General features: G+C 39.9%; 18 protein-coding genes. 7 read left to right on the forward strand and 11 right to left on the reverse strand.

Annotation, left to right across the window (positions count from 1 at the left end; genetic code table 11):
- Window positions 1-111 precede the first annotated feature (111 nt).
- Entirely contained in the window at window positions 112-1206 is a 1095-nt protein-coding gene (locus VF675_RS02625; RefSeq protein ID WP_303364245.1) for a fatty acid desaturase family protein, read from the reverse strand.
- Window positions 1207-1219: 13 nt separating this feature from the next.
- Complete coding sequence (locus VF675_RS02630) at window positions 1220-2290, reverse strand: ferredoxin reductase (RefSeq protein ID WP_180187067.1); 1071 nt, start codon at window positions 2288-2290, stop codon at window positions 1220-1222.
- Window positions 2291-2444: 154 nt separating this feature from the next.
- Between VF675_RS02630 and fabR the strand changes: the two genes are divergently transcribed.
- Window positions 2445-3125: an HTH-type transcriptional repressor FabR gene (gene fabR, locus VF675_RS02635; protein ID WP_026438369.1), complete on the forward strand. Its 681-nt coding sequence runs from the start codon at window positions 2445-2447 to the stop codon at window positions 3123-3125.
- 77 nt (window positions 3126-3202) lie between these two features.
- On the opposite strand, the gene VF675_RS02640 is transcribed toward fabR, so the two are convergent.
- The 6 genes from VF675_RS02640 to VF675_RS02665 all read right to left on the reverse strand — a co-directional run bounded on the left by VF675_RS02640 (window position 3203) and on the right by VF675_RS02665 (window position 11540).
- On the reverse strand, window positions 3203-4012 hold the full coding sequence (locus VF675_RS02640; RefSeq protein ID WP_096900935.1) for an alpha/beta fold hydrolase: 810 nt from the start codon (window positions 4010-4012) through the stop codon (window positions 3203-3205).
- A gap of 411 nt (window positions 4013-4423) precedes the next feature.
- Window positions 4424-7261: an RNA polymerase-associated protein RapA gene (rapA, locus tag VF675_RS02645; protein ID WP_440204702.1), complete on the reverse strand. Its 2838-nt coding sequence runs from the start codon at window positions 7259-7261 to the stop codon at window positions 4424-4426.
- Between the two features lie 146 nt (window positions 7262-7407).
- Window positions 7408-8052 (reverse strand): RluA family pseudouridine synthase, encoded by a 645-nt coding sequence (locus tag VF675_RS02650; RefSeq protein WP_346805180.1) that lies wholly within the window; start codon window positions 8050-8052, stop codon window positions 7408-7410.
- Window positions 8053-8539: 487 nt separating this feature from the next.
- Window positions 8540-9841 carry a glutamate-1-semialdehyde 2,1-aminomutase gene (gene hemL, locus VF675_RS02655; RefSeq protein ID WP_440204703.1) on the reverse strand — a complete coding sequence of 434 codons (1302 nt, stop codon included), beginning with the start codon at window positions 9839-9841 and terminating at the stop codon, window positions 8540-8542.
- A 46-nt stretch (window positions 9842-9887) separates the two neighbouring features.
- Window positions 9888-10508, reverse strand: a complete 621-nt coding sequence (gene thiE, locus VF675_RS02660) for a thiamine phosphate synthase (protein ID WP_440204704.1) — start codon at window positions 10506-10508, stop codon at window positions 9888-9890.
- 642 nt (window positions 10509-11150) lie between these two features.
- The gene (locus VF675_RS02665; protein ID WP_373682974.1) at window positions 11151-11540 is read right to left on the reverse strand and encodes an Mpo1-like protein; all 390 of its coding nucleotides are present in this window, start codon (window positions 11538-11540) and stop codon (window positions 11151-11153) included.
- A 503-nt stretch (window positions 11541-12043) separates the two neighbouring features.
- Between VF675_RS02665 and VF675_RS02670 the strand changes: the two genes are divergently transcribed.
- Window positions 12044-13510, forward strand: coding sequence for a CYTH domain-containing protein (locus VF675_RS02670; RefSeq protein ID WP_440204705.1), 1467 nt, complete (start codon window positions 12044-12046; stop codon window positions 13508-13510).
- Window positions 13511-13714: 204 nt separating this feature from the next.
- A complete protein-coding gene (locus VF675_RS02675) occupies window positions 13715-15181 on the forward strand; it encodes a CYTH and CHAD domain-containing protein (RefSeq protein ID WP_440204706.1) in 1467 nt (488 codons plus the stop codon).
- A 121-nt stretch (window positions 15182-15302) separates the two neighbouring features.
- Here the strand turns inward: VF675_RS02675 and VF675_RS02680 are convergent, their stop codons facing one another.
- Window positions 15303-15935 (reverse strand): hypothetical protein, encoded by a 633-nt coding sequence (locus VF675_RS02680; RefSeq protein WP_440204707.1) that lies wholly within the window; start codon window positions 15933-15935, stop codon window positions 15303-15305.
- 108 nt (window positions 15936-16043) lie between these two features.
- Between VF675_RS02680 and VF675_RS02685 the strand changes: the two genes are divergently transcribed.
- Window positions 16044-16445, forward strand: a complete 402-nt coding sequence (locus VF675_RS02685) for a DUF3144 domain-containing protein (RefSeq protein WP_004973007.1) — start codon at window positions 16044-16046, stop codon at window positions 16443-16445.
- Window positions 16446-16588: 143 nt separating this feature from the next.
- A complete protein-coding gene (locus VF675_RS02690; protein ID WP_253115951.1) occupies window positions 16589-17653 on the forward strand; it encodes an amidohydrolase family protein in 1065 nt (354 codons plus the stop codon).
- 90 nt (window positions 17654-17743) lie between these two features.
- On the opposite strand, the gene VF675_RS02695 is transcribed toward VF675_RS02690, so the two are convergent.
- Both VF675_RS02695 and VF675_RS02700 read right to left on the reverse strand, forming a co-directional pair.
- Window positions 17744-20560, reverse strand: coding sequence for a M16 family metallopeptidase (locus VF675_RS02695; RefSeq protein WP_440204708.1), 2817 nt, complete (start codon window positions 20558-20560; stop codon window positions 17744-17746).
- Between the two features lie 264 nt (window positions 20561-20824).
- Complete coding sequence (locus tag VF675_RS02700) at window positions 20825-21646, reverse strand: PhzF family phenazine biosynthesis protein (protein WP_440204761.1); 822 nt, start codon at window positions 21644-21646, stop codon at window positions 20825-20827.
- A 625-nt stretch (window positions 21647-22271) separates the two neighbouring features.
- Between VF675_RS02700 and VF675_RS02705 the strand changes: the two genes are divergently transcribed.
- On the forward strand, window positions 22272-23483 hold the full coding sequence (locus VF675_RS02705) for a tyrosine-type recombinase/integrase (protein WP_440204709.1): 1212 nt from the start codon (window positions 22272-22274) through the stop codon (window positions 23481-23483).
- A gap of 423 nt (window positions 23484-23906) precedes the next feature.
- Window positions 23907-24416, forward strand: a complete 510-nt coding sequence (locus tag VF675_RS02710; protein ID WP_440204710.1) for a DUF4760 domain-containing protein — start codon at window positions 23907-23909, stop codon at window positions 24414-24416.
- The last annotated feature ends 26 nt before the right edge of the window (window positions 24417-24442 follow it).

The raw sequence follows: 24442 nt of genomic DNA on the forward strand, positions 1-24442 counted from the left end.
TAAAAAAGGTGACACTTTACAGCATCACCTCTAATTCAAAATAGAAGTATAGTTTTAAACCAAGATCAATCACTTAATCTATTCGTACTAAACAACTCATTTGTAAGTCACTTATTTCTTAAATGGAAAAGCATATTTCACAATACGTTTAAGCACACTGCCGTACTGTTTAACTAAGCTCGCATTGTTGTAGTTCAAGCCATACTTTTCACACACAGCTTGTACTTTTGGCGCCATTTTACGATAGCGACGTGCAGGAATATCTGGATATAAATGGTGTTCAATTTGATGGCTTAAATGTCCTGTCAAAATGTGGAATGCTTCAGAACCTGTAAGATTCGATGAACCACGAATTTGACGCATATACCAGTGACCACGGCTTTCGTTTTGCATCACAGACTTTGGAAATACTTCTACATCCTTCGTAAAGTGACCGCAGAAAATAATGCTGAATGTCCAAATATTACGAATACCATTCGCAACCAAGTTCCCTGTAAATACTGGCAAAGCCGCTGGCCCAGCAATTAGTGGGAAAAACACATAGTCTTTGAACAATTGTTTGCCAATTTTCTTCTGCATTGGCTGCCATTCTTTTTTAGCTTGTGCTTTGCTTTTACGGCCATTCAAAATTTTACCAATTTCTAAATTCTGAATCGCAACACCCCATTGGAACAGTAAGCAGAAAGGAATGCTGTATAAAGGTTGCAATAAGTAGCCTGATCTCCAACGTTGTTCTGGGAACAAACGCACCAAACCATAACCAATATCATCATCCATACCTTTAATATTGGTATAAGTATGGTGTTTAAAGTTATGGGTTTGACGCCAGTTGTCTGAAGTACCTACCGTATCCCATTCATAACTTGCACCATTGAATTTAGGATCATTCATCCAGTCATACTGACCATGCATGACATTATGACCTAATTCCATGTTTTCCATAATTTTGGCAAAGCCTAACAAGCCTGTACCCAAAACCCATGCTGGCGGGAACCATCCTGCGAACAATAAGGCACGACCTGCCATTGAGCTATAACGAATGGTTGAATAAACACGGCGGATGTATTTAGCATCTTTTTCGCCAATATCATCCAAAACTTCTTGTTTAATGGCGTCTAATTCACGTGCAAGCTCATCTAATTCAAATTGAGTGAGTTCACGGTTTTTAGGATTGCGGAAATATTCTATTTTTACTGGCATATTCATAATCGGAACTCGCTTATAAATCAATAATTAAATCGGTTTGTGCTGAATTGACGCAGATTTTCAATTGGTTATTCGGTTCGCTGTTTTGAACACCATCGACCAAGTTTTTAGTTGAACCTTCAGCCTTGTTGCATACGCATTTATGGCAAATTCCCATACGACAGCCGTATTTAGGTTTAATATTTTGCTGTTCCAGACTTTCTAAAATGGACTTGCCTTTTGGAATAGTGATAATCTTTTTCGATTGAGTCAGTGTAACTTGTACCAAACCAACATCGTCACTTAAAACAGGCGTCATGCTAAAAGCTTCTGTTTTTAGCAAGGCAGCCTGTGCAAGTAATTGTTCAGCTTGCGTGGTAAAACCCGATGGGCCACATGCAAACACTGCACTTTGCTCAATTTGCGCTAAGTCTTTTAAATGTTCTGCATTTAAACGGCTGTGCGCCAAACTCGGCTCTTGGGTATAAAGCACTTGAAATTTAAAGTTTGGATATTGCTGTGCCCATGCTTCAAACTGTGCTTTAAATGCTGCGTCTGCAAAGGTTTTTACCCAATACATTAAAGTCACTGGAGTGCTACTAAGACGACCAGATTTTGCCATGTCTTGTACCAGACTATACATTGGTGTGATACCACTACCCGCTGCCAATAGAATTAAAGGCTGGGCTTGTGCAGGCAGTTGCATATCACCATAAGGCGCACCAAATTCCAAAGTATCACCAACTTTGGCTTGCTCAACCAGCCATGTGCTGACTTTGCCCTGATCAACTTTTTTTACCGTCAATAAAACGTGTTGTGCATCAAGCTGAGTCAAACTATAGGTTCGCTCATAGCGTACGCCTTGAATTGTCACATAAACAGGATGATGCTGCCCTGCTGCGCCAATTTGGAATTTTTTATTGAATTGCAAAGTAAAGCTCACTACACCTTGTGCAGCGGTATCTTTTTTCACAATTTTGCCGAGTGACTGATTCACCGACCATAATGGATTAATTTTTTGCAACCAGAAATTTGCTGCATAAGGATCTAGTACTGCAGTTGCAATACTGGTTAAGGGAGATTTTCTTTTTTCAGTTAGCTGCATGATTCAGCACCACCCGATGAAATTTTAATTATTATACACATGTATATATATTTGTATATACACCTGTATTGTTTCTAATCATTTCACAAGTACTGGCGCAACCGCTATAATGCCTCTAAGCTTATAAATTATTGAAAATATGACTCAGCCTGCCATGAAAACAAACCATGATGTGACTTTTCCAGAATCTGAAACGGTTCATGAGCCTCTTGTCGTGCGTACGGTTGGGCGTAAAGCTACCATTACCAAACAAGAATTATTTCAGGCAGCATTAAATTTAATTGGCCCACAAAAAAGTATCGCATCTTTAAGTTTACGTGAAGTTGCACGTGAAGCAGGCATCGCACCAAACAGTTTTTATCGTCATTTTAAAGATATTGATGAGTTAGCAATTGAACTGATTGATCGTGCAGGTGTGGTGTTGCGTCAAATTCTGCATGAAGCACGTTTAAAAGCATCTAAACAAAACAGTATTATTCGCAGCTCGGTTGAAGTATTTATTGAACAATTAGATACCGATGAAGGCAATTTAAGTCTGCTATTACGTGAAGGTTATACGGGTTCAACTTCATATAAACTTGCGGTTGAACGTCAGCTGAATTATTTTCAGCAAGAATTACAAGATGATTTAATTCGTTTAGAACGTTTAAATAACAGCAAGTTAGCGCATCCCGATATTGTCGCAAAAGCCATTACACAACTGGTATTTAATATGGGTGCCAAAGTCATTGATATGCCTGCGACTGAACGTAAAGAAACCGCTGAACAAACCATGACCATGATTCGTATGATTTTAGAAGGTGCACGTCATTTGGATGATGCCAAAATTCGTTAACATAACACACGATAAATCGGACGATTTTCCTGAATCAGGTCACGCGCGTTTGAGCATTTAATTGCTAGACTTTGCTATTAAGCGTGTTGTTTTTGAATTAATTTCTGCACATATGTTGCTGTGGTTTCAGGATTTTCCAAAGGAAACATGTGTCCTCCCTCGACCACACTAAACTCAATTCCATAAGTTTTTTGCATGCCTTGTGGTAAACCTTGCAAATAAAATGGGCTATGCCTTGCTGTAATTAAATGCACAGGTACATCTGGGGCTTTGCGTGGTGTGCGCCACCACCATGCAGGTACGGTTCTAAAAATTTCAGCTTCTACCCGTTTTGGAATTGTTAAAGTCACACCACCTCTTTGTGCATCGACTTGTATGCCGCTGGCAAAATAATCTTCAAAACATTGTGCATCAAATTTTTTAAATAAACGGTTATGCCGCAAAGCTTGATAGGCTTCTGCATGGCTAGCCCAATGATCTCGACGCTTCATGGTCACGGCGGCAGGTGTGAGTTGATCTACATATTTCAGTTTAAATTTTTGTAAAATTTCAAATAATGCCGACTTCGATCCAATCACAAAAGGTGGATCCATAATAATCAATTGAGAAAATAAATCTGGACGCTGATAGGCACACATCAGGGTTAATAATGAACCAAAAGAATGCCCTAAACCAATCACTTGTTGCTTTGGAAACTGCTGCTCAATGTCCTGAATCACTTGATGAATCAAATAGGTCCACTTATAGGTCACAGGAAATTCTGCTTGCATACCAATCAGTGGAATTGCCTTTAAATGATAATCTGCTTCAAAACATTGAAAAAACTTTTGATAACTGGCAGAAGGAATACCATTGGCATGGGTAAAATGAATTGCAGCTTTAGTCATTTAAAATACGCTTAAAAGAAGAATATCGGGTCTGTGACTTGATCTATGCGTACGCGCTTACAGATTCAACACTTGGCACATCAATCATAGATAAAAGATCAACAGCCTTTAAACTACGCATACCACTGGGTTTTGCAAATGACCAGAATGCTGAAAAAGATGAATTATGAGTCATTTTAATGACACATAAGCACTGGTTGCTACTTTGTTTAAGTCTGTGATGTGAAAAATCTCGCACAAAATTTTTATTGCGATATTAAAAAAGCACCCGCTAAACTGCTCCGTAAAAATGAGGCGCAATGCCCAACTTAAAACGTGCAATTTAGAAGATGCCAAATATTTAAAAAAGTGATTGATTAAAACCGACTCAATACAAATACACCGACTAGACACCAGTATTGAATGCACTTTTTATGGCTTTACCACCACCATCACCTGAATCGCTTCAGGCGTGACTGATGCACCATCTAATAATGCCACACCTTCTTTTTGCAATTTCTGTAAACGTGTAATTTCATCTTCACGAATACTTGGGTTAAATTGTTTCAAATAGCTTAAACGGTCAATCTCATATTGCCATTTTTTGGTATACGTGTCTTTGGCTTGTAGTATAAGTTCAGGCAATGCTGTTTTAGCCAATTCCAAAGCCTGTTTATAACGTGCTTCAATCGCGTCACGGCGTGCTTTCACCACTTGACGACAACTGTTGCCATCTAAATGATGTAAATAAGGTTTTAAAATTTCAGGGGCAATTTTTTGCGATAAATCCTGCCCTTTTTCGCTCAATAAGACACGAATGAGTTGCTGTGGCAAGCTCGACGGTAAGTTCAGCGCTTTCGGTGCAATGACATCCACCTTAAACCAAACTTCCAGTAACACTGAACCTTGTGGCAAAGCGGCAGATTTTAATACCGCAACATTGGTGCTGCCAAAGCCTTGCGTATTAATCATTTCCATCACGCTTTCTGTGAATGGATGCTCTAGGGTCAAGTATTGCGCATCTTCACGAATTTGCGCCTGATCACGATAGAACGTCGCGGTCATGCCTTCTTCGTCTAAGGTCAAACCTTGAACCTGCATTTGATCAGTTGGTTTAATAATCACCGTGCCATTGCTTTGTTCATCGAAGTCAATATTGGTCGATGCCATAAAGCGCTTCATAAACATTGGCAACGTGGTATTGTCATCATATTCTTCAAGCGCCTGTACAATTTCTTGTGCAACCACAGGACGGCATGAGTTGTATTCCAACAAACGATCTCGTCCAGCTTGTAATTCAGCTTCCAAAGCTTCACGCTGCACACTGACTGCTTCCAGTAAATCTTCAAACTGTTGTCCTAAATCTGCAAGTAAGCAGTGTTTTAAATCGACAATAAAGTTTTCCTGCAAGGTTTGTGCAGTGGGTGAAATATTGCTGAAAATATTGAGTGCTTCGTTATACCAACGGAACATACGCTCTTGCGCAGTCCCCACCAAATACGGCACATGAATTTGAATACGGTTTTCTTGACCAATACGGTCTAAACGACCGATACGTTGTTCTAACACGTCGGGATTGGCAGGTAAGTCAAACAAAATCAGGTCTGAAGCAAACTGGAAGTTACGCCCTTCTGAACCAATTTCGGAACACAATAAAATTTGTGCACCATAAGAATCTTCTGCGAAATATGCTGCCGCTTGGTCACGTTCTAACAAGCTCATGCCTTCATGGAACATTGCAGTACGAATACCTGCATGTAGGCGCAGCGCATTTTCAAGGGCTTCTACCACAGGGCCGCTACGCGCAATTAAAAGCACTTTTTTATGTTTTAAGTCGCTACGCAAACGCTCCATTAACCACATTACACGCGGGTCAGTTTCCATCCAACTGCCATCGAGCTGTGCTTCTTCTGGCCACATTTGTTCACGTAATTTACCATCTTTAGACCAGTTTTCTGGCGCAGGTAACGGCGCAGGCTGACAATCACGACCTGGGAAACCTTGAATTGCTTCACGGGTATTACGGAACAAAATACGCCCTGTACCATGACGGTCTAATAATTCGTGGATGGCACGGAAACGCTGCTCTGGGTTATCTTCAATGCGATGTCCCAACAAGCCTTCCAGTGCAACCAAATGGCTTTCTTCCAATGCGGCATCTGACATTAAGACTTCGGCAATTTTTGCCGTATGTTGATATTGCGCTTCTTCATCCAAGAAACGGTCTAGTGAACTAAAACGCTGCGGATCGAGTAAACGTAAACGCGCAAAATGGCTTTCTACACCCAGTTGCTCAGGCGTTGCTGTAAGCAATAACACCCCTGCGGTTTGTTCGGCTAATTCTTCGACCAGATCATAACGGTCATTACCACCTTCTTCTTCGCTCCACATTAAGTGATGCGCTTCATCGACCACCAGCAAATCAAAACCTGCTTCTAGGGCTTGTTCGCGTAAGTCATCGTGGTCAATCATTAAATCGACTGAAGCAATGATGCATTGTTCGGTCAAGAATGGATTCAGGTCAGGATCGTGTTCTTTAATAGATGCCGTACGGGTTAAATCAAACAAAGAGAATTGCAGATTGAAACGGCGACGCATTTCAATCATCCACTGATATTGCAGCGAATCAGGTACCAAAATCAGGATACGTTCCGCACGTCCTGTTTTGAGTTGCTGATGGATGATCAAACCTGCTTCAATGGTTTTACCTAAACCAACTTCATCTGCCAATAAGACACGTGGCGCAAAACGCTTACCGACTTCATGTGCAATATAAAGTTGATGTGGAATCAAACCTACACGCGAACCCACCAAGCCGCGCAGTGGGCTACTTTGCATATTGGCTTGCATCAACAAGGCTTCAATACGCAAGTCGTACCATTCTTTATAGTCAATTTGGCTAGCAAGCAAGCGGTCTAATGGTTTTGAAAGTTGGATACTTGCACCAATACGGGTTTCATTCAGTGATTTCTTTTCTTCACTGCTATCTTGCAAACGACGCACTACGTTATAACGCAATACGCCATGACGGTCTTCGACCGATTCAACCGTCCACACATTGCCTTCTTGGTCTTGAACTTCATCATTTACATTAAAAATGATACGCGATAAAGGTGCGTTATTGCGTGCATAGACACGGGTTTCATCACTTTTAGGGAATAAAATGCTGACCGATCTCTCATCTACATCAATCAGAACACCAAGTCCTAATTCCGTTTCTGTGTCTGATAACCAACGTTGACCAATAGCAAACTGCTGCAATTTTTCCACCTTTATTTAGAAGTTAGGACGTATAAATTTTTGCGCAAAACCTGCTGAGTATTTGAGCAAAAATTCAGGGCGTATAGCAATATATTTTGACATAAAGCGCACTAAAAAGAGAGCCTAAAGCACAGGCTTTGCGTAATCTTTTTCGCTTAAAATGGGACTGGGCAAACAAACTGTACACGTTGCTCAGTTTGTGGATGTAGAAAACTCAATTCTGCTGCATGTAAACACAACCGAGGCATGAGTTGTTGCTGTTCGGGCGTGGCATATAAAGTATCACCAATAATTGGATGACCTAAATATTGCATATGCACTCGCAATTGATGCGAACGACCTGTGATAGGCGTCAGTTGCACACGAGTCACGATTTGCCCTTGCAATTCAAACTGTTCCAATGCACGCCAATGCGTTAACGCAGGTTTGTTATGGGTTGCATCGGCAATGTGTAATGGTGGATGTGCAGGATCATAGACCACAGGCACATCTACAGTGCCTTCACCTTGCAGTTGCCCTGCCACCAATGCCTGATAGGTTTTGTCGGTTTGGCGTTCTTGAAACTGACGCGAAATTTGCTTTTGTGCCCATTTTGTGAGTGCGAATACCAAAATACCCGAAGTATCACGATCTAAACGATGAATCAGCAAAGTGCGTGGTTCAATTTTAACCAGACGAGTGATCACACAATCTTGCAAATCTGCTGTTTTACCTGGAACAGTGAGTATGCCAGCAGGTTTATGGATTACCATAAACTCATCGTCACGATGAATCAGGTGTTCGCTTAGAAAACTACTCAATTTCAATTCCAGGCTTGATCGTGAAAATAAGGCGGCAATAATAAAAAGCCTGAGACAGAATTACAATGCAAAATTTGCGAATACCAGATGAATTTTCCGATTTGCTTTGCTGAAACAAGTAATACGCTGAATTTTAAATCAGACTGCTTTTAGAAATGTGGGTTTTATAGCATGCAGGAGGCTTTGTTGCATAAATATTTTTTAAGATACTGTTTTAAAGGTTTTTAAAATTTGGATAGAAAAATACAATGAAATCATAGTGCAAGATAGTTGCACAACAAAGCCGTTCTGAAGCTATATCTTTGATGGCGGGAGCAAATGAAGTAATAGGATTCATATTTAGTTTGACCAGGCTATTTTAGTGTTTAACAAGACGCTGATCTAAGCCTTTGATATTAAATTGAAGAGTATGTCTTCAATTTAACCTAAAGCATAGATATTTTGGAGATATCTATGCCTTTTAGGACAGTGTTAAGCAGAGGTCAAATTACGCCTTCATTTCCGCAAATGTTTCTATTGCAGCTTGAATGGTATAAGCAATATCTTCATCACTATGCGCAGATGAAATAAAGCCTGCTTCAAAAGCAGATGGTGCCAAGTTCACTCCACGTTGCAACATCCCGTGGAAGAATTTACGGAAAGCATCGACATCGCATTTCAGCATAGAATCAAAACTGGTGATGTCATCTTGATCAGTAAAGTACAAACCAAACATCGCACCAACTTGTTGTGTCTTGAATGGGATACCTGCTTCATCTGCTGCTGCTTGCAAGCCTGCCAACAATTTTTCCAATTGCGCAGTTAAATTTTCATAAAAACCTTCGGCACGTAAATGTTTAAACATTTCAATGCCCGCACGCATCGCCAACGGGTTACCAGACAAAGTACCTGCTTGATACACCTTACCTAATGGCGCAATACATTCCATGATTTCGCGTTTACCACCAAATGCACCTACTGGTAAGCCAGCACCAATAATTTTACCGAGTGTGGTCAAGTCTGGTTTAACATTATAATGCGCCTGAGCACCGCCTAAGCCAACACGGAAACCTGTCATTACTTCATCAATAATAAAGACTGAGCCGCGTTCATCGCAGACATCACGAATTGCTTGCAGGAAACCATCAATTGGTTTAACCAAGTTCATGTTGCCCGCAACTGGCTCAACAATCACCCCTGCAATTTCAGCACCAAACTTTGTAAAACATTCTTTTAAGGTGGCGATATCGTTATACGGTAAAGTCAGCGTATGTTTAGCAAAATCGGCAGGAACACCCGCAGAAGTCGCTTCACCTTCACCACTGGTTAAAAGTCCAGAGCCTGCTTTGACCAACAGCGAATCTGAGTGTCCATGATAGCAACCTTCAAACTTGACGATTTTGTCACGGCCTGTATAACCACGCGCCAAACGAATTGCAGTCATGGTGGCTTCTGTACCTGAGTTGGTCATACGAACCAATTCAATTGAAGGCATAATTTCGCAAATAATATCGGCCAAAGTCGTTTCATGCACTGTTGGCGCACCAAAACTCAAACCATCTTCAGCAGCAGCCTGCACTGCCTGAATAATAGCAGGATGGGCATGACCTAAAATCATTGGTCCCCAAGAACCTACATAGTCGACATAGCGTTTGCCATCGACATCGTACAAATAAGCACCTTTGGCTTTTTCAATAAATACAGGGGTTCCGCCTACCCCGTTAAATGCGCGTACAGGTGAATTGACACCACCTGGAATATGCTTATTGGCTTGTTTAAACAATTGTTCTTGCTTTGGAGATAAGCTCATGGAGGCACTCAACTCAAAAAATAAAATAAAAAATTAGCTGTCTGCTTTAAGTGTCTGCTTTGAAAAGTGCAGACCAATCATAAACACGCTGTGCAACAGTATGCATCGGACGTCTTAATATATCACTAATCACTGCACATAAATCTGCACCTGCTTCAATGACAGGCTGACTGTTTTCAACAGTTAAACCACCAATCGCGCAAATTGGCACATTGAGTTGTTGCTTCGCCAGTGTGAGCGTGTCTAATCTAAGTGTACTTGCCTCAGGTTTAGTTTCAGTTGCATAGACTGCACCAAAAGCAACGTAGTTTGCACCATCAGCAATGGCTTGCTCTGCCAATTCAATCGAGTTATTACAACTGCGACCAATCAATACATCTTGTGGTAAACGTGCAACCGCTTCAACAATAGAGCCATCTTCTTGACCCAAATGTACGCCAACACCATATTTCACTGCAGTTTCAAGATCATCATTAATCACAAATGGCACTTTGTATTGATCACACATCGATTTCATATATTCAATTTCGTATGCCTGCTGAGCTTGAGGCACATTTTTACGGCGATATTGCAACACCGCGACTTCATAAGTTGCCATCGCCCCTTCTAATTTTGCCAAAAGCAGTTCGATAGGATCATCATTGGTAATCAAATATAAACCGCGCATAATCTCAGCCACAAATAATACAAGGTCTGTATTATTACACATTCAGGCGGCATGTGTCAGAACCTCAGGCTCAACAAGTTTTTTTATATAGGCTCTATAAGCTTCTATTTTGTTTGGGTTTTATTGAGTCAAAAACTTAAAAATACCAAATTCTAGTGATAGCGCTAAAAGATAGATTTAGCTTTAATTGAACTGCGCAAAACAAGAACTGCAACCAGTTCAATAAGATATGGATTTTAAAATCCATACGGGTGACTACAGCGAATAACGACATATTTAGGTCGCCCATTTAGACACATGATCATTTGTGCCAGAGCGCATGTGGGGATGCGACAAATGATCATGTGTCTATATTTTTTCATGCCGCTCTATCAGTAACCTGCTTGCTCTATATCCTTTCTTAAAGATGAATGATTTCTGATTTAACACCATTCTGAATATAATTTTTCGCATAAAAAAAGCCTAGAGAAAGGTCACTCTAGGCTTGGAAAGTCACAAACTTTTATCAATAAATTTGATGACACATTATTAGAATATTCACTCTATCATTTCAACAAAAAATTAATTTTATTTGTACATTTTTTATGAAAATAATCACATATCGTCTAGTTTTTGCCTAAACGGTATAACTAAACACTCAATTCAACTTGGAATTTTATCTTTAGCACGATCTTGCAAACTTAAATGACCACGTAAAACATCTGCAAACATCCGCCAGTCTGAAATAAAACTATACACAGGCTGTTTAAAACTGGCAGGTTTATTTTTTTCAAAAACAAAGTGCCCGACCCATGCACAAGCATAGCCTGCCAGCAAACCATAGAGTACATATTTGGCTTTTTTATGGCGTATGGCTTTACTCACACAATATAAACCGATACTACTGCCAACAACGTGCAAACGACGGCTCATAATGTTGCGGTGTTCAGTTAAATAAAAGCGATAAAATGTTGAATAATCCTGAATTGGCAATTCAAACTTGGGATCTGGTGTCGGCTCAAATTCGGGGTTTAATGCTGCGTTCATGTTCATCATCCTGATGTTTATAGGTTTGAATTATTTTTGCTACGCTCAACGACACTTTAAACTAAGCCAAAAAAAAACCAAACTCAAGGGTCTGTTGACACTTCGTCTATGTTTGCGACAACGCATATTTTTCAGCTGATATAAGGCATGAGACAGGAAATTTAGTCGTTCTAAATAACTGACTCATAACGCAATAGCAGCAAAAAATATGCTTGTCCTGAAAGGCTGTGGCTAAAACTTTCTCAGATTGCGTTATGAAACTTGGCAATAGTCTCGCTATACCCTACGTTTCATGCCTGATCTGCTCAGTTTTAGCCTACAGCGCAAGCCATTTAGGAAATGCCAACAGACCCTAAAAAAGCCAAGGTCAAGCCTTACTTCTTGGCATATTTTGGTTACAATCAAACGCACTTTTGCAAAACCTTAGTTCTGCAATTTTCACACATTTATAATACCAATTTGTTTGCCGCTGCTTTGGCGCAACATACTTTACGTTCAGGATATTTTTCATGGTCGAAGTTGAATTAAAATTTCAAATTCCAGTCGCACGTCGTACTGCACTACTCAAAACTTTAGACCCGAAAAAATCGACTCAAATTCCATTAAAAGCACGCTATTTTGATACATCTACGCACAGCTTGGTGCATCATGGCATGGCGTTAAGACTGCGTTTAGAAGGTGAGCAATGGGTACAAACTTTAAAAGCGGCAGGTCAAAGTCATTTTCATAGTTTTGAACATAACCATCCACTTGCGCCAACTGAAAATCCTGATACTCCACCACAACTTGATCTGCAAATTTATCAAAGTATTCCCGAAGCACAACAATTGCTAAATCAAGCTTTGGGACAAAATTGGGATCAGTTGCAACTACAATTTGAAACCGATATTCAACGTACCTCACGACTAATGACCGTTGAAGATACTGACATTGAAATCAGTTTAGATGTTGGTCACATTCGTTGTGCAGATGCTGAAGTTGAAGTACATGAAGTTGAGTTTGAACTGAAACAAGGTTCAATTCAGCAATTGCTGGCTTTTAGTTTTGAATGGGTGAAAAAATTTCATTTATGGCTGGATGTGCGCAATAAAGCAGAAATTGGACATTTGCTTTCTGTGCAGCAAAAAGTCAGCCCTGCGGCTCAGAGCAAAGAATTTCAATTCAGTAAAAAAGACCATGCCGACCAAAATTTACGCCTGTTAATTGCACAACAATTACAGCATTTATTGCCTAATATTGCCGCAATTTCTGCACAAGTTGCCGAACAAAGTCATATTGATCAGGCGCAGTTCGCTTTGCAACATTTACAACTAACACTATCCTTATTTAAAGATTGGTCGAAGCATTTAGGCGATAAATGGGCAATGCAAATTGCAGCATTTAAACAACATTTTGATCACCTGCAGCATTTGGAACACATGCAAGCCACACTCGGCGCATTTTTACAGAACCCGACGACTGCAGAGAACCTAAAAAAAGATACCTTGTACGCCCAAGAAAAATTGGTCAATTTAGTCCGTTCAACGCAAAATGTGCATCACTATTTAGAATTATTGATGTTTAGTTTAGCCGCGAGCGATCACTCAGGTTTAGACTTAAAAACTGCCGCACAAAACACGTTGCAACAGCAATATAAGCAGTTGCATGAACAATTACAGCACAGTGATATTCACGATTTTGAAAGTTTAGATCAACTGGCTTTGCGTATTCAGGAACTAAAATTTAGCTTCCCCATTTTGACGCATATTTATGATGTCAAAAATTTGCAGAAATATAGTAAAGCTTTGAATGATGCACAGCTTGCAGCACAGGAATATCAAGTGTTGGCATCTTCTGCAGCATACATTCAACAAACTGAATTGGAAGCGAGCGACTGGTTTGTTTTAGGTTGGCTCACTGCAAAACAGGAAGTGTATGCACAGCGTTTATTGGAAGCGACAGAACAATTTATGGTGAGCCGTAAATTCTTAAAATAAGTATCCTTAACATCCTCAAAGCACACACTAAAAATACTGCAATACAACGGCAGCCTTGTGAATATTCATTCGGCTGCTTTGTGTTAAAAACTGAATACAAATTATTTTATTTTTCAAGCTTTTGTTCACAGTTCTCCCCTTGTTCATTTATAGATTTACACTATAGTAAAGAGAACTTATCTTGTTTCATCGAGGGCATTCCCGATGTGTGAAATAGAATTAAAATTTCAAATTCCACACAACTATCGTGCGGCATTTGAAAAAGCATTTAAAAAGAACAAACTGGTTCAACAACAACGCTTATGGGCTAAATATTATGATAGTCCTGAACAGCACTTAGCCAAGCAACGCATTGCCCTGCGTCAGCGTTTAGAGGGCGATATTTGGAAACAAACTTTAAAAGCGCCTAGTCCACAACATTATGAACGCTTTGAGCTTGAACATGAATTAGGACATGATGCGCCTGAATTGTGTGATTTGGCATGTTATGAAAATCATAAACAAGCACGAAAGATTTTAAAAAAAGCCTTAGACGGTTCAGAGGTAGATTTAACCCTGCAGTTTGAAACCGATGTTTTACGCTACAGCCAATTGGCACATTATAAAAACAGCCAAATTGAAGTTGCTTTTGATTTAGGTGAAATCCGCCAAAGCAAAAAATCGGTTGAAATTTACGAAGTTGAGTTTGAACTGAAACAAGGTGAAATTGCAGACTTAATTGCCTATATTCAGCCGTGGATTAAAAAATATCATTTATGGCTCGACACACGCAGTAAATCGCAGCGTGGCAATATGCTGTATAACAATGAAACCATGATTCCTGTACAGCAGCAAAGTACCTTGCAATTGCAACACCCCGAAAATATGCATGAGTTGTTGGCGCAAATTACCCAGAATTGTTTGGCACACTTGCTGCCAAATGCAACTGCGATTGCCAGTCAAGATTATGCCAGTGGGTATGTGCATCAAGCGCGTGTTGCCATTCGACGTTTACGCAGTGCCTTAAAAATTTTTGCTGAATATGATGCGTTGGCAAATAACAATTGGGAAAGTCAATTGGCGACACTTTTTCAGCAGTTAGGTTCGACCCGCGATCAAGATGCTTTGCGCGAAAGTCTGATTCCACAACTTGAAAACGCAGGCTCACCTATTACCGAACTACCACCTGCAGCATCTGAAAACATTGCGATTGATGCAATTTTCCGCTCACCGACCACAACCTTATTACTGTTACAACTTATGAGTTTTGCACATTCGGCTGCGATTGCAGATGCAGAATCAAAACCATTCAAAAAAGTATTACGTAAACGCTTGCAGAAAATGCATCAACAAATTTGTGATGATGCAGGTCATTTCCAAACCTTGGATGTGGAATCTAAACACCGCACGCGTAAGCGTGTAAAACGTTTACGCTATACCGTGGAGTTTGTGAGTAGTTTATTTGCAGAAGATGACGTCAAAACGTATTTAAAAACCCTAAAACCATTACAGGAAACTTTAGGGCATTTTAATGATTTAATGGTGGCACAAGGTCTATATGAAAGCCATGCTCAAACTGAACCGAAAACATGGTTTGTATTGGGTTGGATTGCGTCGGAAGAACGTCATATTTCCATACAGATTGAACAGGATTTACAGCAGTTTGCTGAAAGTCAGCCTTTTTGGTCGTAGTTGAAGTTTGATCATCAATCAATGATCACATTTAAGCTCAACAGGGATTCATTTCATGTTGAGCTTATTTTTTATATCTTAGATTAGTATTTAATCTGCAAATTCCAAACTTTCTAAAAGATTAACGATATTTACCAAATACTTTCCATGTTTGGTTATCTGCCAAAGGGTCTTGATAACTGTCACTACGCTGCTTACGTGGCTTATCTCGGGCATCGACCAGTTCAAAATATGGTTCGACACTTAATACAATACCATTCACATAAAAACGGGTGCGCGTGTAGTCACTTTGCCCATGCTGAAACACATAAGTACGCAAATCAATAAACTCACGATGTGCCACCAGTGCTGCATTGTCATCACTGTCTAACCAACGCTGCATGAGCTGAATTTCCTGCGGTTCAAATTGCCCACATTTTTCGATCAGGCTGGCAATCCCCCGAAAAGTTTTCGATTCTTTGGCGCGGGTTTTATTCACTCGAATCCGATCGACATGAAAATAAAATAAGGGCAAGTTCAAATGACTGGGCAAATGCACCGCATCAATGACTTCATCTTGCATAAAAGGTTGAAATAAATCCTGCGCGCGTTCAATCAACCCTGTCCATTGCTTATAGTATTCTGCTACTTCTGCACGTGTACCATAGTAAATCGGCAAGCCTTCAACATGGGCAAGTTGCACGGGTGGCCAAATATTTTGACGTAATAAAGCAATGTCGCTTTTTAAACTTTGTACCGCAATCGCATCTTGCATCAGCCACTCCAATTTTGCTTAGGCTATTTTTAGCTTAAGGCAAAGGTTTTGTTTCTGCAAGGCTTTGCCTATAATGAAACATTCAGATTTTTAGCTTAGGAAAAATTCATGGTTCAAAAGATTGAAGCAACCGATGTAACCGAAGAAGAAGCATTAAATGCGGCTTTTTTTGAACGTGCCGATGAATTTATTAAACAGGCCAATGGCTTCTGTCATTTTGAAAAAGGCTCGACAGTAAAACCTGCCGAAATTCGTGGTCAGGTGAGTGCTGCCATGTTATTTGCTACTGCACGTTTTAATACTTGGGTGGCAGCCAATAATTTTAAAGATGGCAATGAAATGCGCGATGCCAAAGACCAAGTTATGTCATATATCTTGCAGCAATTTCAAATGATGCTTGAAGATAACTATGACGAATATTGCGAACAGTTTGAAAACTATTTGCGCTTCCGCCACAACGAAGAATTCCATACCCATAAACATGATCACGACCACTCGCACGATCATTAATTTTGCGTATAAACAAAGCCCTACAGGGCTTTTTTTATTGCGGCAATTTTTCAAATTTGTAGTTTTTCGATAAATAACCCTTCCCTTTTGCAACATGATGGCTTTGAATAGTGAAATACTAGCGTCATAAAAACAGGATGATTATGCAGAATCTAGGATTTGCACTCATTGATGCACATATTCATCAATGGGATCCGTACAACACGCCACACAGCGCACGACTTGCTGTTAAGCTTTTGGGCAAGCATCCCAATTTGCTAGATAAAACCATCCGCCTGATAAAACCGAAAACACTCATTGAAACTTTAGGACGCACCGAGCACGTCACATCGCCCTATTTACCTGAGCATTATGCCCGTGACTTAGGTTTTTATACGGCTGAAAAAGTCGTGCATATTGAAGCCAATTGGCACGACCATAAAGGCAAAGGCGTAGTTGGTGAAACCGAATTTATAGAAAGTCTGGATTTTAAAAATAATGGTTTGGCTTTGGGCGCGATTGTCGCCACTGCAGACCCGCGCGATTCTAATTTTAAGAAAATTCTCAAATTACATCACAAAGCTTCTCCGCATTTTCGCGGAATTCGTAAAATGGCAGCCGTGCATGAAGATCGCGGGATTTTTGCTTGGGCAGACGAACCACACTTATATCGGAACAAAAAGTTTCTAAAAGGTTTTGAAGCTTTGGCGCAATATAATTTAAGTTTTGATGCATGGACGTATTCGACCCAACTGGGTGATGTCTTGGCATTGGCCAAACAATTTCCAGAAACTTCTATTGTGCTTGACCATTTGGGCACACCAGCAGGACTGTTCGGGCAAGTTGGCACACATACAGGCGTGACCAAAACAGCACGAGAAAATATTCTATTTCGTTGGCAAGAAGATATTGCCGAGTTGGCACACTGCCCAAATGTTTACAGTAAAATTTCAGGGTTATTTATGCCTGTTTTAGGTCATCAATTTCACTTGCAAAAACGTGAAGCCTCAAAACAGGAAATTATAGATTTAACTGCACCACTGATTCAGCATGCCTTACAAAGCTTTGGAATATATCGGTTGATGTTTGCCTCAAATTTCCCAATGGATCGGGTGAGCACGTCTTTGGTCAATTTAATTGATGCGACCAGTGATATTGTTGCGGCCTATCATCCAAATGCTTTGCAGCAAGTGTTTCATCATAATGCCAAACAGTTTTATCGTTTATAAAGCTTTAGCCAATTGAGCATAGATAGCAAACTTGAAGACAAAAAACGCATCGAAATGGATGCGTTTTTCTACTCAAAATTAATTGAATCTTTATTTAGACTGCGGCTTTAACGGAAGCACTTCAACATTGGCTTGACCATATTGATCGGCGGCTACTTCAAGCAAATGTTCTAAGCGTAAATATTTCTGAATCACAGCATCTACATCGGCTTTGCTGAGTTTTGCCAACGCTTGATCACGTCGTTCACGATAGCGTAAATCACGACCTTGTTCTAATTGTGGCACCAACATACGGTGGATACTGCGTTCATCTTCTAAGGCAGTCACACGTTTTTTCAAAATATCGGCTTTTGCAGCTTCAACTTCTTGCAAGCTGACACCATCACGGCGCAAATCCTGCAACACTTTATGCACCGCCTGTGACACTTGAGCCGACTTGCCTGCACTGTATTGTGCAGAAATACTGAGCGCACCCGATTGTTCAAATTCACTTAAACTCAAACCACTACTAAAACCATAAACCAATGCATTTTTTTCACGTAATTCTTGCGCCAAACGTGAAGACAATTGCGATTCGCCCAAAATATAACTCAGCACCATCATGGCAGGTGTGTCAGGATGATTTACGCCCAAAGGCAAGGTCAATAAACTTTGATAACTGCCAAATTCGCGCTGTTCTGCCAATACATGCAACTTTTTCGCAGGATATGCCGTATAGGCTGAATCTAAGCGTTGATATGCTTCCGTATTTCGCGATTGTCCTAAGCGCTGAACTAAAGTTTTTTTGATTTGTTTCGGATCAAACTCACCTGTAATGGCAATCTGTGCATGATTCATGGCAAAAAATTGACGATATAACTGCTGCACCTGCGCTTGGGTTGCAGCTTGCAGTTGTTGCTTCGCAAATTCAGGTTCGAAGTGATAGCGTAAATCGCCCTGCGGGTAAATTTCAATTAAACGCGCCATAGTCAAAGCTGCCACAGTTTCAGGCTCGGTATAAGGTCGTTCTAAACTGGATAAACTTTGAGAACGAATTAAATCAAACTGACTTTGCTCAAAGCTTGGATTTTGCATGACATCTAAAACAAAGTTAAAAAACGCATTAAACTTTTCTTTTTTTGCCACAATTTGAATATGAATCGCATTAGCATCGGCTTGGGCAAACGCTGAACCGCCTGCAGCAATTGACTGATCGGCAATGTCTTGCAAGCTATGCTCTTGAGATGCACGCAGCAACAAATATGCGGTTAAATCTAAAATTTCGCCCTGCTTAAATAAAGATTGTGCCGTACCAAAATTTACCGAAATAGTGGCATAGGTTTTATCATCACGAGTTGCAGTTGGAAATAATGCATACTTGGCACCATTTTTTAAGCTGCCACGCTGAATCTTTTTTTCATTTTGAATCAAAGCTTGTTTAGATTTTTGCACATAGTCTGTCACTTCTTGCTGATAACTTTTCACATCTTTCAAAGGTGTAACAGGTGTATCTTGCTGATCTAAAGTTTTTGCTGTATTTAGATTATTTTTTGCTGTGAGTGCCTGTTTTTGATCTTCAGGTGTGGGCTGAATATCGCCAATGACCCGATGCTGCGCAGTGAAGAACTGTTTTAAACGCTGATTTAGTTCATCTGCATTTAACTGTTGAATATTGTTTAAATCACGCCAATATTGTGTCCAATCACCCTGATAAGCCACAGCATAATCACTCAAGCGACCACCCAAAGCCACCGCATCATTCATCACACTGTCTGCCTGATTTTGAATCAGGTTTTTGACGCGTTGTAACTCGGCATCATCAAAGTTTTTTGCCTGTTCGATGCTTTGATTCAAGCCAGTTTGTACTTGCTTGGCATCGTGATTGGGTGCATACAAAGCCCCCATCAACACCAAATTAAAATCTTGATCTAACCATGTGCTGGACTGCACCATGGTACTTTTGCCTGTTTCTACCAGTGCTTGATACAAATGCCCACTCGGTTGCAATGTATGTAAATATGGTGACAGCACCAAAGCGGTTTTGATCTTTTCGTCATTGCCATTTAAATACAGATTAAACTTGGCCAGTTGACTGCCCTTTTGTACCACAAAATTTCGTTGCTGAATTTTGTTGCTGTCTAATCGTGGCACTTGTACTTGTTTGGGAATTTGTCGTGCTGCAATTGGACTAAAATGTTGATCAATTTGTTTTAACACCGCTGCCTGATCAAACTTGCCTGTCATCACTAAAATGGCATTATTCGGCGCGTACCATGTGCGATAAAATTGATTTAACTCCTGCATTTTAATGGATTGCAGTTCATTTAAATCGCCAATGGGTAAGCGTCCGAAATACTGATTGCCATAGGCCGATTTCCACACCTGATCTAACAAGACTGAAAACGGTTGATCCATACGCACTTCGCGTTCACGCTTTACAATCGCAATTTCGGCAGGCACATATTTTTCCTGCATGACCAATTTATCCATGCGTTCCGCTTCAAGATAAATCATCTCATTGACGGCGCGAGTTTCAGGACGAATGATGTTGGTGTATTTAGTGGAGTAATAGTCGGTGCTGGCATTGTGCATTAAACTATATTGATCTAAACGGCGCTGAAATTCCTCGGCAGGTACATTTTCTGTACCTTTAAATGCCAAATGTTCCAACAAGTGTGCCAAACCACCTTTGCCTTGGGGATCATTCAATGAACCCGTTAAATACACCATATTCATAAAGACTTTATTTTCTTTTTGATTGGGTGCCAAAATGACTTTTAAGCCATTATCAAGTTGATATTCTTGTATTTCTTGCTGAGATTTTACTAAAACTGGCTGGGCGAAAACCACGCCATTGAATGCCAGCACACATAAAGATAAAGTGAGGGTTTTAAAACGTAGCAACTTCTTTTTCCCGATTAATTTCATTCTATTTTTGATTTGCCATCGAAAATGGCAATTTTCAACTGGAGCGCAACAGCATACCAAGCTGCGATTAAATCAACCGTAAAAATTTGCAAAATATATGATTTAAACCAAGCAAAACGAGCAAACTACTATCATCTCAGCTTTTTTTCCAATAAAGAAAGATGAAAACTCAATATGACAAAAATAAAGCAATGATCAATCGTAAATTTGACTAAGCATTTGATCATTTTTAAAGGATGAAAGAAGTCTAATGCAGGACATAGTTTAAATCATGATTTTGCCCTGCAAATATAGCTGTGCATAACCTGAAATTTCGATGCGATCATTAGGTAAAATTTTGCAATACAGTACGCCACCTCGGGCTGAAGCCTGATAAGCCATAAGTTCAGTTTGCTGCAATTTTTCTGCCCAAAGCGGTGCAATTGCAGTATGAATTGAGCCTGTAACAGGGTCTTCTGCAATGCCCATGGCTGGTGCAAAATAACGCGATACGCAGTCATACTGTGTATTTGCAGAGGCAGTAATCGCAACATCAACACTCGACTGTGCCGTAATGGCTGTGCGCAACTGTCCCAATTGTTTTAATAATTCAAGGTTAGGCTGTTCATCTAACACATCTTGTACCGATTCATATTCCACAATATAGGCTTGCGCATTGATATAGACGTTTTTAAATGGTTTAGTCAAAGCTTGGCGTAAAATATCGGGATAATCTTCAACTTGTTGGGCAGCACGAATTGGGAAATTCATGCAAATTTTGCCATCTTGCTGTTGCTGAACTGTAAAAATCCCCAGATTTTTCACATGAAATTGAATTGTCTTTGCCTCTGTATAATCCTTAAATAAAACAAAGCTGCTGGCAAGTGTGGCATGTCCGCAAAAATCGACTTCTGTTGTAGGTGTAAACCAGCGGATTTCAAAGTTTTCTGCATCTATCATTTTGACAAAAGCGGTTTCGGACAGATTATTTTCCAATGCGATATTTTGCATTAAATCATCAGCTAACCATGTTTTACTCACAAGCACGGCGGCGGGATTGCCTTTAAACAATTCATGGCTGAAAGCATCAACTTGGTAAATTTTCATTAATGAACTCATGATCCTAAAAATATATACACTTATTTCATCTTAAGTTCTTTTCACTATAAGTGCCTAGCCAATTTCTGTACTTTCAATCTGCCAAGCGGGTTGAATTTGGACTAATTCGGCATAAAGCGAGCAGTAGTATCAGGGAAGTATGTTATTGGCTGTGATGCCAAGTTTGTAAAAGCTGTCTTCTTTAGCCCAACATTGGGCTTTTTTAGCGCTTAGCTTTCTAGTTTTTAATCGTTGTGATACTGCTGCTCATTTTGGCAAGCACACCAAAAAAATATTTATCAATAAGCAATACTTTCCCCCATTCTTATCGCATAATAGAGCCATCTCAAACGCACTGTATTTGCGATTTAATTGGAAATCGCCCGTTTTTCCTTTTAAATACTCTCAATTTTCCCAATTTATTGAATTTAAAGAAGCATTTCTTATGAAAATCGTCATCTTAAATAATTCTGATAATGAAATTCTGCCTTAATCTGTATTAGTCTGCCAAAACCACACCAATTCTGCATATTATAAAAATACCAATCTATTTTAATCGCTTTCAATCTATTCTAATCCGACATAAAAACGGGTATCGTAACGGGTAACTTATATTTTACCCGTCTTACCCGTCATGCTCACAGATGCAAAAGTTAAAACTCTAAAGCCGCAGGACAAAGTGTATCGTTTGCTTGATGCTGAGCGCCTTTATATTGAGGTTCGCCCAACTGGCAAAAAAATATGGCGATTTAAGTACACCATAAATGGCAAGGAAGGCACTATAAGTTTTGGTGAATATCCTGCCGTCACCCTGCAGGAAGCAAGAAGATTAAAAGATGATGCGCGTGCAAAGTTGGCTCAGGGATTAAACCCATCTACAGAAAAGAAAAAAGAAAAACTAGAAAGAAGAATCAAGGCAAGTAATACATTCAAAGCAATAGCAGAAGAATATGCAACCGAGCAAATGAAACATAAATCTGCAGACTATGTTGAACGCTTTAGAAACTGTATGGAAATGGATGTGTATAAAGAGATTGGCTCAATGCCAATTAAGGAAATTACGTCAGCACACATATTCAGCATAATGAAGAATACGGTTCAACGAATCAGTAGTTCGCCGAGATTTGGAACTGGAGAGGCAGCAGCAAATCTAAATCGTCGTTTCATTGGGCTTGTGATGAGGTACGCCATTATTACATCAAGACTCGATAATGACCCAACCTATGCACTAAGAAGTGTTATTTCTCAACCTGAAGTTGAACACGCCCGCCCATTGAATCCACAGGAAAGGAAAGCTTTGCGGGAAAAACTTAAAAGTTATAACGGCTCAACTACTGTTAGAAATGCTGGTCTTGCCATGCTTTACTCAATGCTGAGAACTGTTGAGATTAGAAAACTGGAATGGTCATACATAGATTTTGATGCAAAGACCATCACCCTGCCTAGATCGTCAAGACAGGCGCAGCAAGAACGAGTAATGAAAAAAAATAGAACACATGTTGTGCCTATGTCTACCCAGCTTCACGAGCTATTGCTAAAGCAAAAAACCATATCAGGCGATCAGATTTATGTGTTTCCATCGCCACAAAAGCGCAACTGCATGTTGTCACGTACCACTTTAAATAGAATGCTTGAATATATGGGGTTATCTACTGTCACAGCACACGATTTTCGCGCTACTGCTTCCACTCTACTGAATGAGCATGGCTATGATGAAAAATGGATTGAAGCACAGTTGGCACATGCAGATGATAATAAGACACGGGCATCCTACAACCATGCTAAATATTTATCTGATCGTAGAAAGATGATGCAAGACTGGGCGGATATGGTAGACAGTTGGTGATTTCATGTATCCTAAAACAGCAAACCCCAACACGCCTTGTTGCGTAGGGTTTGCACTAACAATAAAGGAGTTATAAAAATGAGAGATTGCACACTATACGAATATTCTTATATTTACCATTTTGTGTTTTTATGCAATTTCACTTGCTAGTTGGTCGGTCATTTCTTATTATAACCACATATAACGGTGCATAACGATATATAACGGGTTTACATGAGCGTTATAGGTTCTGTGTCACCTAAAGCAAATTCTATTATAATTTTATTAAGATTCAACCCATCCGAGGAGAACCAATATGAGCAATGCTAAAGTTATTTTTGCAGCTATCGAGTGCTTCGAGGGTTGCGACCTTTAATATCACGTTATTGAAATTGTAAAAACAACCCTCCTTTGAGGGTTGTTTTTTGTTTTAAGGATTGTAGCTTGAGTGATTCTATTTTATTTCTAGGGATGAGCCTCCCAACTTGGCTACAAACAGGTAGTTTGATTGTTGCTGCTGGCGCACTTATTTTTAACGCAAAGCAAGTCGGAGAGCTGAAAGTACAAAACTTTCAAAGCGAGAAAAAGGCAAGACAGCGCGCTACGATTGATCTCGCTCTTCATGAGAAGTCAGACCCAGCATATTTAGAGTGCAAGAACAAGTTTTTAGAATTAAGGAATGATAAAACCATAAATATCACAACTTATGCATGTGATGTTAATAAGCACTCTGAACAAAATAGGGTTATATTTGCCTATCTAGATCATTATGAGTTTTTGGCTACTGGTATTTCTGAAGGTGCTCTAGATGGGGAAATTTATAAAAAAATGAGACGATCCTCCGTTATTAAGGATTGGGATGCAGTTCAACCTTACGTTTACGAGTTAAGAAAACAGCGAAATAACAATAAAATCTATTGCGAACTTGAAGATCTTGTTAAAGATTGGAGATAATGTAAGCCCTCACTTGAGGGCTTTTT

Origin of the sequence: Acinetobacter sp. Lyrl_1, from assembly GCF_051948795.1 — a bacterium.
In the GTDB taxonomy this organism is placed as follows: domain Bacteria; phylum Pseudomonadota; class Gammaproteobacteria; order Pseudomonadales; family Moraxellaceae; genus Acinetobacter; species Acinetobacter towneri.